Origin of the sequence: Flavobacterium aquariorum (assembly GCF_003254745.1) — a bacterium.
GTDB lineage: Bacteria > Bacteroidota > Bacteroidia > Flavobacteriales > Flavobacteriaceae > Flavobacterium > Flavobacterium aquariorum.
Genome location: NZ_QKXH01000003.1, coordinates 303,482 through 316,360, shown reverse-complemented (window position 1 = coordinate 316,360; position 12,879 = coordinate 303,482). Strand labels below are relative to the sequence as shown.

General features: G+C 31.6%; 10 protein-coding genes. 4 read left to right on the top strand and 6 right to left on the bottom strand.

Annotation, left to right across the window (positions count from 1 at the left end):
- The first annotated feature begins 69 nt into the window (after positions 1–69).
- From DOS84_RS06720 to DOS84_RS06710, 3 genes are all read left to right on the top strand, one after another.
- A complete protein-coding gene (locus DOS84_RS06720) occupies positions 70–1,248 on the top strand; it encodes an AIR synthase related protein (protein ID WP_111409350.1) in 1,179 nt (392 codons plus the stop codon).
- A gap of 23 nt (positions 1,249–1,271) precedes the next feature.
- Positions 1,272–1,628, top strand: a complete 357-nt coding sequence (locus DOS84_RS06715; RefSeq protein WP_111409349.1) for a hypothetical protein — start codon at positions 1,272–1,274, stop codon at positions 1,626–1,628.
- A 223-nt stretch (positions 1,629–1,851) separates the two neighbouring features.
- Positions 1,852–2,451: a GNAT family N-acetyltransferase gene (locus DOS84_RS06710; protein ID WP_111409348.1), complete on the top strand. Its 600-nt coding sequence runs from the start codon at positions 1,852–1,854 to the stop codon at positions 2,449–2,451.
- Here the strand turns inward: DOS84_RS06710 and DOS84_RS06705 are convergent, their stop codons facing one another.
- Genes DOS84_RS06705 through DOS84_RS06690 form a run of 4 tightly spaced genes read right to left on the bottom strand, consistent with a single transcriptional unit; the run spans position 2,452 to position 9,485 of the window.
- Positions 2,452–2,847, bottom strand: coding sequence for a hypothetical protein (locus tag DOS84_RS06705; protein WP_111409347.1), 396 nt, complete (start codon positions 2,845–2,847; stop codon positions 2,452–2,454).
- 44 nt (positions 2,848–2,891) lie between these two features.
- Positions 2,892–4,814, bottom strand: a complete 1,923-nt coding sequence (locus DOS84_RS06700; RefSeq protein ID WP_111409346.1) for a tetratricopeptide repeat-containing sensor histidine kinase — start codon at positions 4,812–4,814, stop codon at positions 2,892–2,894.
- 33 nt (positions 4,815–4,847) lie between these two features.
- Positions 4,848–6,755, bottom strand: coding sequence for a tetratricopeptide repeat-containing sensor histidine kinase (locus DOS84_RS06695; protein WP_111409345.1), 1,908 nt, complete (start codon positions 6,753–6,755; stop codon positions 4,848–4,850).
- A gap of 21 nt (positions 6,756–6,776) precedes the next feature.
- Positions 6,777–9,485, bottom strand: a complete 2,709-nt coding sequence (locus DOS84_RS06690) for a tetratricopeptide repeat protein (protein ID WP_111409344.1) — start codon at positions 9,483–9,485, stop codon at positions 6,777–6,779.
- Positions 9,486–9,903: 418 nt separating this feature from the next.
- Between DOS84_RS06690 and DOS84_RS06685 the strand changes: the two genes are divergently transcribed.
- Complete coding sequence (locus tag DOS84_RS06685; protein WP_111409343.1) at positions 9,904–10,341, top strand: hypothetical protein; 438 nt, start codon at positions 9,904–9,906, stop codon at positions 10,339–10,341.
- 113 nt (positions 10,342–10,454) lie between these two features.
- Here DOS84_RS06685 and DOS84_RS06680 read toward each other — a convergent pair whose 3' ends face one another.
- Together DOS84_RS06680 and bamJ are read right to left on the bottom strand one after the other, a co-directional pair.
- Positions 10,455–11,543 (bottom strand): acyltransferase family protein, encoded by a 1,089-nt coding sequence (locus DOS84_RS06680; protein ID WP_111409342.1) that lies wholly within the window; start codon positions 11,541–11,543, stop codon positions 10,455–10,457.
- A gap of 143 nt (positions 11,544–11,686) precedes the next feature.
- Positions 11,687–12,763: a BamJ family beta-barrel-assembly machinery protein gene (gene bamJ / locus DOS84_RS06675; protein WP_111409341.1), complete on the bottom strand. Its 1,077-nt coding sequence runs from the start codon at positions 12,761–12,763 to the stop codon at positions 11,687–11,689.
- Between the last annotated feature and the right edge of the window lie 116 nt (positions 12,764–12,879).

Sequence of the window (12,879 nt, the reverse complement as noted above, 5' to 3'; positions counted from 1 at the left end):
GCCATTGAAATTTAATTGTATAATTGTTACATTAAAATTATCTTTGCCCAACATACACACAACTAAAAAATGAGTTCAGATACTTCAAAAAGATATGCACAACGCGGTGTTTCGGCATCAAAGGAAGATGTGCATAACGCCATTAAAAACATAGACAAAGGTTTATTTCCTCAAGCATTTTGTAAAATTGTCCCTGATTATTTAACACAGGACGAAGACTATTGCCTAATAATGCATGCAGACGGTGCAGGGACAAAATCATCATTGGCCTATATGTATTGGAAAGAAACAGGAGATATTTCGGTTTGGAAAGGAATCGCCCAAGATGCCTTAATCATGAATATTGACGACTTATTGTGTGTAGGCGCAACCGATAATATTTTGCTTTCTTCAACTATTGGAAGAAACAAAAATGTTATTCCTGGTGAAGTTTTATCTGCTATTATCAACGGTACCGAAGAACTGATAAAAGAGCTGGAATCGTTTGGAGTTACTATTCACTCCACTGGTGGAGAAACTGCGGATGTTGGTGATTTAGTAAGAACCATCATTGTAGATTCTACCGTAACGGCTAGAATGAAGCGTTCCAAAGTAATTGATAACGCCAATATAAAAGCTGGTGATGTCATTGTTGGATTGGCTTCTTTTGGTCAGGCGACTTATGAAAAAGGTTATAACGGAGGAATGGGAAGCAACGGATTAACGTCTGCTCGTCATGATGTTTTCGGCAACTATTTGGCCAGCAAATATCCAGAAAGTTTTGATGCGGCCGTTCCTAATGAATTGATTTATTCAGGACAGGTAAAATTGACCGATGCCGTAGAGAATTCACCTATAGATGCTGGACAATTGGTACTTTCTCCAACCAGAACCTATGCGCCAATCATTAAGAAAATTTTAGATAAATATACTTCTCGAGAAGTTCACGGAATGGTGCATTGCAGTGGAGGAGCACAAACCAAAATTTTGCATTTTGTTAAAAATCTACACATCATAAAAGACAATTTATTTCCCGTACCACCTTTGTTCCAATTGATTCAGGAGCAATCAAAAACCGATTGGAAAGAAATGTACCAAGTTTTCAACTGCGGACATCGTATGGAAATATATGTGCCAGAAGCCATAGCACAGGATATTATCGCTATTTCAAAATCATTCAATGTTGATGCCCAAATTGTGGGTAGAGTAGAAGCCTCTGATTCCAAAAAACTAACAATCACTAGTGAATACGGTACTTTTGAGTATTAATTTCAACTAAAAAGCTGTAAATTATGTACGAATTACTATTCTGGAAATACTTGGAAGGTTTTTATTTAAATCATCATTTAGTTTATGAAGCCATTGATGAGCAGCAAGAAGTAGAAGGTTTGGAAACACTTCCTATTACTGTAATCCTAAATAGATTTCATACCGTTTTTTCAAATTGGGAAAAAGTAGATGAAAATAGCTGGAAAAACCCTAATGGGAAAGGCGCTTTTCAAATAAAAACAACGCCACAAAGCATCAAAATAGATTGTTACGGCACCGAAGGCAAGACCATGAATTTACTTGTAGATACTATGGCCGAATTCAAATGCCCGCTATATGATCCTCAAGTACCAGAACGTTACGACGAAATGAATGAATAGCTTTTTTAAGGAGCTAATCCAGCTATCCACTGCAAGTCCACACTGCAAAACACCATTTTTCCAAGTCATAAAAGGAGCTTCCGTTTGTCGCTCTTTTATAACAAGAAAAATTAGTGTTTTACAGCGTGGACTTTTCGTTTCTATCTGGGCTAAGACATCTGTGCATATTTAGAAAAATACTGTGATTTGTCTTTTTTTTATAAATTAGTAAAAAAAAATAATAATGTCTACTTCTCAATTTCCGCAAGATATAATACTCGAAGACGAAATGGTTTTGCTTCGCCCCCTACAAGCAACCGATGTCGAAAACTTATTGGATATTTCAATCAACGAACCCGAAACTTGGGAGTATTCATTAGTTCGTGCCAACGGAAAGGAAAATCTTCAAAATTATATTCAAATTGCTCTAAAAGCAAGAGAAAATCAAACCGAATACCCTTTTATCGTTCAAGACAAAAAAACGGGGAAATATGCAGGCAGTACGCGTTTTTATGACATCAACATGGGGTTCAAAACACTGCAATTGGGATACACTTGGTATGGAAAAGATTTTAGAGGTACGGGACTCAATAAACACTGTAAGTATCTTTTACTGCAATTTGCTTTTGAAACATTGGGAATGGAGCGAGTAGAATTCCGCGCCGACAACAATAACCAGCGAAGCATTGCTGCCATGAAAAGCATTGGGTGTAAAGTTGAAGGAGTTATGCGAAGTCAGATGCCAACGGCAGATAGTGATGTTCGCAGGGATAGCATTGTATTGAGTATTCTTAAAGACGAATGGTTTAATGAGGTTAAAGGAAATTTAAAAGCAAAATTATAATTATTTTAATTTGGCAAATACAATTGGACCATTATTTCCTTTCTCATCCTCGTAGTATCCTCTTAAAGTATCTTCTTGTTTGTTTAATGTAAGGTGATGCTTTCCTTTTTTTGCCCAACCAGGGATAGCTTTTGTAACAACAGCATCATAAGTAACGGTTGTTTCTTTTATTTCTCCAATACCATATTCGACCATTTTATCGCCTTTAAATTCGAGATAATGGGTCATGACTATTTTATTTCCGTCTTGGGCAATTATTACATAGCAATTCTTAAAATTACTGGAGTTTACATCTGCCCATAATCCACTTATATTTGCGGATGAAGGTTCTGTTTTTGAAGTACATGACGACAGGACTATAAAAAGTGTTAGTAATGCAATTATTTTTTTGAACATGATTTTAGGTTTTGTATAAGGTTAATGTAAAAGAGCGTAATGAATTAAATAAGGCCCGAGTTTTTGTTAGGGAAACTAATGTAAAATGTACTTCCTTTTCCTTCTTCACTTTCAACCCATATTTTGCCTTTGTGTTTTTCGATAAATTCTTTGCATAAAATTAATCCCAGCCCTGTACTAGGTTCTTCTTCAGTTCCAACTCGGTTGTTTTGTACATCCAATTTGAATAGGTTTTCCACTGTCTTTGGGTTCATTCCAATTCCTGTATCTTTAACTACGATAACAGTGTTGTAAAAATCTTCTTTCTCTTGGATGTCAATTGATCCATTTTTTGGTGTAAATTTTATAGCGTTTAAAACAATATTACGAATTATAGCTTGGAACATATTTTTATCAGTAAAAAGAGTTGCTGCATTTGAAATAGTTGTATTGATGATTATTCCTTTTTTATCTGCATTGTCTTGTAATGTGACAATGCTTTCCAATAAAGTTGATTTTAGCGGGTATTCTTTTGGAACAAATGGAATTAAATCTTGTTCCATTCGTGACCAGTCCAATAAATTCTCCAAAAGAGCAAAAAGATTTTTGGCAGAACTTCTCATATTAACGGCGGCAAATTTTATTTCCTCCGTGGACATCATATCTATATCTTCAGCCATTAACTCTGTTAAGCCTAAAAAACCATTGAATGGCCCTCTTAAATCGTGAGCTATAATGGAATAAAATTTATCTTTTTGAGAATTTATATTCGAAATTAATATGTTTTTTTCTTTGAGCAAGAGGTTATTTCTTCTTTTAGAATCATATAGGAACAAGAATAAACCTAAAAAGGCGGCAACTGCAGTAGATATGGTAATTAGAAAATATACTTTTCTTGAATCTCTATTTATTCTAAGGGTCTGAATTTCTATTTGTTTATCTCTTAAATCTATTTCTCTCTGAAATTCAAGATTAGCTAATTTTTTCTCACTTTCTTTCGAAAATATAGAGTCCTTTATGCGGGAATATTTTTCAAAACAATCCAGCGCTACTTCATAATTGCTTTTCGCTTTGTTAGTTTTGGAAAGATAGAAATAGGTTTCTTGAATGTCTTTTAAAGATTTATATTTCTTAAAAATTTGTAAAGCATTTTCAAATAAAGAGATAGATTTATCAATAAGTGCTTTTTTGTCCTTTTTATATTTCTCATCTTGGGACATTAAGTAATAAGCTCTACCAAGATCATAAGTATTATAATTATTGTAAAGGTTTAAATCATCATCATAAGTTGCAATTGATTTATTTAGCATTTCAATGCCTTTTTCATAATTTTTTAAGTTAATGTAACAAATACCTATATTGGAAAGATTTAAGCCAATTCCTTCTGTGTCGTCAAGTTTTTTATTTATTATTAAGGCTTTGTAAAAATAGTTTAATGCTTTTGGATATTCTTTTTTTTGCAAATGGACATCCCCAATATTATTTAATAGCAACGAAACATTTCTTTCTTTTTTGGATTGGTAGCTTAGTTGAAGTGCTTTGTTATAAAAAATAAGCCCTTGCTTATAATTTTTGAGGTCAATGTAAATTAGTCCTATGTTATTGTAAACAGTAGTTAGACTTTTAACATCATTTAAATTTTCATAAATTGCGAGTGCTTTATAAAGGTTTTTTAAAGCATGAGCATAGTCTGATTTTATCTCATATGCGGTTCCCAAATTGGCATAGGTATCGCCAATCTGATGTTCGTTATGTTTTTTTTGAGCATAAAAAAGTGCTTTTTTTGCATGTTTTATTGCTTCATCGGGTCCAATGTATTCTGAATAGGAGGAGAGTTTTGTTAATAAAACTGTTTTGTCCGAGTCTTCTTTTGTTTGTTTTAATGCTATTTTTAACGAATCAATGGTTTTATAAATAGGATTTTGTGCTTGTGTTGGAACTATTGAAAAGATAAAAAAAAGTAATAATTGAGTAGTTTTTTGAATCATTTAGTGCGGTATTTTTTTCAAAAATACACTAATTTATGAAATGGTATGAGGAAAATTAAAATAAAAAGTAGTGCCTATATTTACTTCACTTTCTACCCAAATTTTTCCATTATGTTTCTCCACAAATTCTTTGCACAATATCAATCCTAACCCGATACTGGGTTCATTTTCAGTTCCATTTCTATTGGTTTTAACTTCAAGTTGGAATAAATTCTGAAGTATTTTGGCATCCATTCCAATACCAGTATCAGATATTGAAACGACAGTACTTTTCGAATCATCATGAGCCTCTATTTTTATGCTTCCATTTCGTGGTGTAAACTTCACTGCATTGGATAGTAGGTTTCGAATAACAGATTGCAGAATGTGATAATCAGCATAGATGGTTAAGTCTTCGGGTATTTTTATTTGAATTTTGATTCTTTTTTTATTTGCTTCGTCTTGTAGGGTGTTAACGCTTTCCTTTACTAAAGGAAGAAATTTGCTCTTTTGAGGAGAAAAAGGAATTAAACCTTGTTCCATCCTCGACCATTCTAGTAAGTTCTCCAATAAACGATTTAAATTGACAGCAGAGCTTCTCATATTTATTGCTGCAAACTGGATTTCTTCTTTGTCCATATTGTCAATATCTTGCGCCAATAGTTCTGTTAATCCCAGAAAACCAGTGAAAGGACCTCTTAGGTCATGTGCGATTATGGAAAAGAATTTATCTTTTTGTTTGTTGATGTTGGATATTACTTTGTTCTTTTCTTTTAATTGTAAGTTCGTTTTTCTTTTTGATAAGTATAACCAAAAAAACAAGGTTAAAAGAATTATAACCGCAATGGTTATGGTGTATAATAAATATACTTTGCGAGCCTCATTTTTAATTTTAAGATTTTGAATTTCAATTTTTTTATCCTTCAGGTCGATTTCTCTCTGTGATTTTAGAAATTCTATTTGTATTTTGTTCTCATTTGAAAAAATGGAATCGTTTAGATTTGAACTTTTTTCAAAAAACATAAGTGCCAGTTCTGGTTTGTTTTGAGTTTTATAAATGTTAGATAAATAAGAATAGGAATCTCTAATGTCTATTAATGATTTTTCTCTTTTAAAAATTTTCAAAGACTCTTTGATGTAATCCAAAGATTTTTGTAAAAGTTGGAATTGATTTGTTTTGTTTTTTTCTTCTAAAGCAAGATAATAATAAGATTTACCTAATTCTAATTTGTTGAAGGCATTGAATAGGCTTAGGTCATTATTGTAAATTGAAATAGATTTGTTAGTTGCTTCAATAGATTTCTTATATTGTTTAAGAAAGTTTAAAGTAATGCCAATATTGGTATAGTTTAGCCCAGACTCATAACTGCTTTTTTCATAAGCGTTCATTTTAATTGCTTTATCAAAATAGCTTAATGCTTTCTGATACTCTTTCATTCTTAAATAGACATCCCCAATGTTATTTAAATATGTGGCAATTGATTTTCGATCCTTTATTTCTTGACTTTCTTTCAATGCTTTTTTATAACAAGTTAGCGCCTGTTTATAATTTTTAAATTCCACGTAGATAGTGCCAAGGCCATTATTTGCTTTGGCAATGCCATTTTTGTCGTTTAGAATTTCAAATAAGTGAAGCGATTTATAATTATAATCTAGCGCTTTTGGAAAATCAGCTCTTATCCTGTAATAAACTCCAAAATTATTGTATGAAAGAGCTATTCCTTTTTTGTAGTTGTTTTTTTTTGAAAGAGCATATGCAGAGTTAGAATAATATAGACTTTTTTGAGAGTCGCTATAATACAATAAAGCAGATAAATCGCTAAGCGCTTTTATCTTAATGGTATCTACCGTTGTGTGACTTATTACTGTTTTTAAAGAGTCAATTTTCTGTTCCTGACTTTTTTGTGAAAATGAATTAATGCCAATAAAAAGTAAACAAATTAAAATGATATATTTTTTCATTTTGATTATTTTAAAGCCACTTTAAATGGCATTTATTGTATTATTTTTTGGAAAACTAAAATTAAAAGTAGAACCTTTACCTTCTTTACTTTTTACCCAAATCTCTCCTTTGTGTTTTTCCACAAATTCTTTGCAAAGTATCAGCCCTAATCCTGCACTTGGCTCATCGTCAGTTCCCTTTCTGTTTGTTTTGACATCGAGTTGGAATATATTTTCAATCATTTTATTATTCATTCCTATTCCAGAATCAGCAATTGCTATGATAGTGTTTTTTTTATCTTCTAATGCATGTATTTTTATGATTCCTTTTTTTGGGGTGAATTTCACGGCATTAGATAAAATATTTCGGATAACAGATTGCAAAATGTGATGATCTGCAAAAATTTTGAGATTTTGATCTATAATAGTTTCAATTGTTATGAATTTCTTGTTGGCAGCATCTTGCAAGGATTCTACACATTCTTTTATGACTTCGACCAAATTGCTTTCTTGAGGAGAAAATGGAATCAATCCCTGTTCCATTCTGGACCATTCAAGTAAGTTTTCCAAAAGACGGTTCAGATTGTTTGCAGAACTTCTCATGTTGATAGCTGCAAATTGAATTTCTTCTTTATCCATATCATCAATTTCTTCGGCCAGTAGTTCTGTCAGTCCTAAAAAACCATTAAAAGGTCCCCTTAAATCATGAGCAATGATGGAGAAAAATTTGTCCTTTTGCTTATTGATATTTGATATTTCTTCGTTTTTGTCAAGTAATAATTCGTTTGTATTTCTTTTGATGATATACAGCCAGAAGAATAAAATAAAAAGTATTGCAATTGAGATGGTAATAGTTACTAACAAATATACTTTCTTATAATTACTATTTATTTTAAGTTTTTGAATCTCAATCTGTTTATCCCTTAAATCAATTTCTCGTTTGGATTGAAGATTCGTTAATTTGTTTTGGCTTTCATTTGAAAATTGAGAATCTTTTATTGTGTTGTGTTTTTCAAAATAATTTAAGGCTTCGATGAAATTACCCTGTTCTTTTTTGGTTTTATAAAGTTCAAGATAGCAAATGCTCAATCGGTCTATTATACCTTTTTCTGTAAATAAATGCACAGCATTATTGAGAGATTGAGCGGATTTTGTCAATAATTGCTTTCTATTGTTTGAATTTACTAAAGCCATTTTATAATAGGTAATTCCCATTTCTATGTAGTTATTACCAATGTTATAGGTTTGACTTTTATCGTAACTATTTAAAGCTTTTTTGAAGTAATCCAGACTCTCTGCAAATCTTTTTTGGTCAGAATATATTTGCCCAATTTTTGAATAGCAATATCCTAAACCATTTAAATCATGCATTGAAAGATTTAGATCTTTTGATTTGGTATAATACTCAAGAGCTTTTTCATATTTTTTTTGATTATAATAGGCCGAGGCAATATTATTCAAGTTATAAACCATCGATATCTTGTTACCCGTTTTTTTGTTTATTTCAAATGCCTTATAGAAGTATTTAAACGCTTGATTGTGTTTTTCTATTTCAACATATACTAATCCTAAATTGTTATACGCTTCCGAAATACCTGTTTGGTCATTTAGTTCTTCATATTTGTGTAATGACAGGTCAAAATAGTTAATGGCCTTATTATAGTCAGTTAATACCCATTGGCATACCCCAAGGTTGTTGTATGCCAAAGCAATTCCTTTTTTCCAGTTTATTTTTGTTGCCAGTTTAAGAGCTCTTTGTCCATAAGGAATTCCTTCTTTTGGATTGGTGTAAAAATAACTGCTTGTTAATCTGTTTAGAATGTTGATTCTTGTGGTGTCTTCAGTCACTTTTTCGAGTGACTCTTTCAAAGATTCTATTGACTGGGAATATTGTTTTTGTTTTGATGATGTTTGTTTCAAAGCCTTCTTTGAAAGCGCAATATATTTGTTTTTATTTATAATATCCGACTTGGACATTAGAAGATAAATTTCGCTCAATTGCTTAAGTGCATTGTCAATGTTTGCTGTTTGATTTTTTTCGTATTTCTTTATAGCTATTGATAAATAACTTACTGCTTTTGAATATTCTTTTTGTTTTGAATAAATCTCGCCAATACGCGCGTAGCAATAAGCGAGGCCATTATTGTCCTTTATTTCTTCATTTATTTTAATGGATTGCTTGTAATGTTTAAGTGCTTTTGAGTTATTATTTTGTCTGAAATAAACATCGGCAATATCATTTAAACCATAAACGATTAGCAATTTGTTGTTATTGAGTTGGTTAATTTTTAATGCTTTCTCAAAATATAAAAGTGCTTCTGGATATTTTTTTTGTACCAAATAGACAAGAGCAATATTTTTTAGTGTACCTGAAATAGCTGATTTTTTAGGTATTTGTGTGTACAATTTTAACGCTTTCTGTAGATGATTTGTGGCTTCAGTATAATTGGATTCAGTTTGGTAGCAAATTCCCAGATTTTCATTTGCTTCAGCCATTCCTTTTTTCCAATTTAAATTATTGGATAATGATAGTGCTTTTCTTCCATATTTCAGTCCCTCTTGTGGATTGGAATATTTGTATGTTGAGGCAATTTCGTTTAGGATATTTATTTTGGTCGTATCAGCGATCGTTTTCTGAAGTTTTATTTTTAATGTTGCTACTGATTCTGAATTTTGATCCTGACTATAAGCATAGTTGCCTAGTATGATTAGGCAGATTATCCATTTATTTATTTTATGAAGGACATTCATTGTAGCTTTTGTAGAACTTTTTATTAAAATAATATTGAAATAGAAAATATTGTCTTGTCGTTATTCAACAATCGTACCAAAAATAGTAAACATATAGATGTATGATACTTTTTAATAGGTAAAATTCATAATATATTATTTTTTGTAGTATTAAATTTATTTTTAAAAGAATGTCTTTTTAAGATGCTATAATGTATTTGGGATAATGACCATCTTTTAATGTAAATTATTGATTAAGAATTGTTTTGTCAAAAGATATAAATTTGGATTTAACCATAAATATTCATTTCATTTTTCTAAAGAATTGAACTTTTCTTTTTTAATTGTATTCTTTGTTTCTGTTTTGTAAAAATGGAATTCCCTTAAAAAAGGATACCTTTGTGGACAGTAAGGAATAAATAAATTAAAAGGTATCTATATGAAAATAAATCCAAAAAACGGAATTGACAAACTCATTTTCGGAATGAAGCAAAATGATGTTATTACTGTTTACGGTAAGCCTAATAAAAATTACAAAGACGAAGATGATAATGTGATTTTTGTTTATAATGAGCTTAAAATTCGTTTGACTTTTTATGAAGAAGAAGATTTAAAATTGGGGTATTTAGTGGCCTCAAGCCCAAGTTTGGAATTACTTGGTAATAAAATCATCAATAGAAAAATTGCAGATGTCAAAAAGGATTTGGCTCAAAAAGGGATAACCAAATTTACCCAGGAAGAATTTGATACATTCGAAAACTATTTCAATGAAGAAAATTGGATTATTCTTCAAACTGAATTTGACGAGGTAGTTAAATTTGAAATTGGAGCAATAATCAATGACAAGGACGAATTTGATTGGAAGTTTAAAAAGTAATGTTCAGTAGTTTTAGGAAACAGCATTGAGTAATAAAAAGGTTTAAAAATATGGCTTACTAAACGGTAAGCCATATTTTTATCATGTTATACGTAAAGAAAAGTTGAATGGATTTATTGTTTTTCGATTAAATGCGATTTTCTTTTTTCTGTCAAATAATTACGTAACGGAACATCTACATAAGTCATCGTCAGATAGGCTAATCCAATCAAAGTGAGTGTGCCTAAAGAAACGACTGCAAAGAGTGAAATTCCACTGAATTTATAGCTATTTTGATAAGTTGCGAATATCCATATTGCAAAGTAATGAGTCATATATAATGGATAGGATATGTTTCCCGAAAAAGCACATATTTTTTTTGTTTTAGCAGAAGTTATTGCTCCTGCACCTAGTGAAACCAGAAAAGGGAAGTAGAATAATACAATAAGTGGTTCTGTCAAAAAATTCCATTCTGGATTAAAAGGATATAAAAAGGCAGGAATTAAAAGAAGCGTAAGCCCTAAGAAACCTAATTTTGTTTGAATTATCCATTTGGAGCGGTACACCAAAATACCCGCCAAAAAGGAATAAGAAACACGTGTACAACCATCCCAAAACGTATCACCACTCCAACCGCCCACTAGGCCTTTTGCGTTGTATGAAACATAAGCCAATGCAATTCCGGCTATAAATGTCAGCAGTAATAAAATACGACGGGACAGACGCCACAAGATTAAAGAATAAATGATGTTTGCGATATATTCCCAAAACAATGACCAAGCAGGTGCATTTAAACCGAAGTTATTGCCAAAGCGCTCTTTCATTATAGGAAGCGGAATTAGTAGCAGAGAACAAACAAAAAGGAGTAGGACTTCAGATACACTTCTATTTGCGATATCGCTGTAAGGAATGAGAAAATAACCAATCAATCCCAAGATTGATCCAATTATAACCAAAGGATGCAATCGGATAAGACGCGATTTAAAAAATTCGACAACTCCCAATTTTTCAATTCGGTCTTCGTAAGCGTATGCAATCACAAAGCCCGAAAGACAAAAGAAGAAATCCACGGCAAGAAAACTATGGGCAAACAAATTTTCACTAGGCTGAGAATATACCCATTCTAAAAAATGGAAAACAACCACAGATATGGCGGCTACACCTCTGAGTCCATCAAGGATTTCGTAATGCTGTTTGGTTTTTACTAATTCTATGTCTTTCATGTTAAAGGTTTATTTTATGAATTAGCCCCAAATTTTACGAACTTATCCGTTAAATTTGGGGCTAAATTTTAATTTGCATTTATCATTAGGAACTGAGTTCTAAAAATAAATTGAGTACTAAGCACTTAAGCTTGAATGCTATTTTATTGATTTATTTTAATCAATTCTACTTCAAAGATTAAATCGCTTTTCGGAGGAATAGCACCAGGATACCCTCGTTCTCCATAAGCTAAAGTATAAGGTATATAAAATTTATATTTTGCACCTTCCTTCATCAATTGAAGCCCTTCTGTCCAGCCTTTAATTACCTGATTTAAATTAAAATCAATTGGCTCTCCACGTTGAACACTGCTGTCAAAAATAGTACCATTGACAAAACTTCCTGTGTAATGTGCTTTGATATTACTGGTCAAGGTTGGCATTGCACCCGTACCTTCTTTTAAAACAATATATTTTAAACCACTTGCTGTTGTTTGTCCGTTAGCGAATTCTTTCAAAGCGATAGCATTTGCTGCAGCTCTTTCACTTTCTTCTTTCTCAGCTTTCAATTTTTCTTCAACCGCTTTATTTCCGTAATAGTCGGTAAATACTTTTGCAGCATCAAATTTTTTGGCAGCTTCTCCTTTTCTGGAAATAGTAATCTTTGTGATCACATCATCTTGCGCAATAGCATTTACTACTGCCATTCCTTGCGTTACTTGACCATAAATAGTATGTTTTCCGTTTAACCAAGGAGTATCTTTGTGAGTAATGAAAAATTGGCTTCCATTGGTAGCTGGACCGGAATTTGCCATGGCAAGAATTCCAGCTTTATCAAATTTTGAATCGGTAAATTCATCTTTGAAAGCAAAACCAGGTCCACCAGAACCATTACCATCAGGATCTCCACCTTGAATCATGAAATCTTTGATTACTCTATGAAATTTTAAGCCATCAAAGAAAGGCTTTCCTTTTAGTCTTTCAACGGTTACAAATGGATTTTTTCCTTCAGCCAAACTTATAAAATTGGCGACTGTAACAGGAGTTTTTTTGTAAAACAATTCAACAGTGATATTCCCTTTGTTGGTTGCAATAGTGGCATAAATACCCTCAGGAGTTACAACAGCAGGAGCTTTTACCGTTGTTGATCCAGTTTTTTTTGTTGTGACTGGTTTTTTTGTGGTTTGTGCATGTAAATTGAATAACCCTAAAAAGAGTAATAATGTGATTTTAGATTTCATTTTTTAGAATTTTTATAAGATTCATTTTATTATTGATTAGATACTAAGACACTAAATCTCTAAGAAGCTAACATAGAAATAAGTTAAAAAGTTAGTCACTTAGTTTCTTAGCTTCT

Coding starts and splice junctions, on each gene's coding strand:
- DOS84_RS06690 (WP_111409344.1), bottom strand. CDS start 9,485: ATGAATGTCCTTCATAAAATAAATAAATGGATAATCTGCCTAATCATA.
- DOS84_RS06700 (WP_111409346.1), bottom strand. CDS start 4,814: ATGATTCAAAAAACTACTCAATTATTACTTTTTTTTATCTTTTCAATA.
- DOS84_RS06685 (WP_111409343.1), top strand. CDS start 9,904: ATGAAAATAAATCCAAAAAACGGAATTGACAAACTCATTTTCGGAATG.
- DOS84_RS06705 (WP_111409347.1), bottom strand. CDS start 2,847: ATGTTCAAAAAAATAATTGCATTACTAACACTTTTTATAGTCCTGTCG.
- DOS84_RS06680 (WP_111409342.1), bottom strand. CDS start 11,543: ATGAAAGACATAGAATTAGTAAAAACCAAACAGCATTACGAAATCCTT.
- DOS84_RS06710 (WP_111409348.1), top strand. CDS start 1,852: ATGTCTACTTCTCAATTTCCGCAAGATATAATACTCGAAGACGAAATG.
- DOS84_RS06715 (WP_111409349.1), top strand. CDS start 1,272: ATGTACGAATTACTATTCTGGAAATACTTGGAAGGTTTTTATTTAAAT.
- bamJ (WP_111409341.1), bottom strand. CDS start 12,763: ATGAAATCTAAAATCACATTATTACTCTTTTTAGGGTTATTCAATTTA.
- DOS84_RS06720 (WP_111409350.1), top strand. CDS start 70: ATGAGTTCAGATACTTCAAAAAGATATGCACAACGCGGTGTTTCGGCA.
- DOS84_RS06695 (WP_111409345.1), bottom strand. CDS start 6,755: ATGAAAAAATATATCATTTTAATTTGTTTACTTTTTATTGGCATTAAT.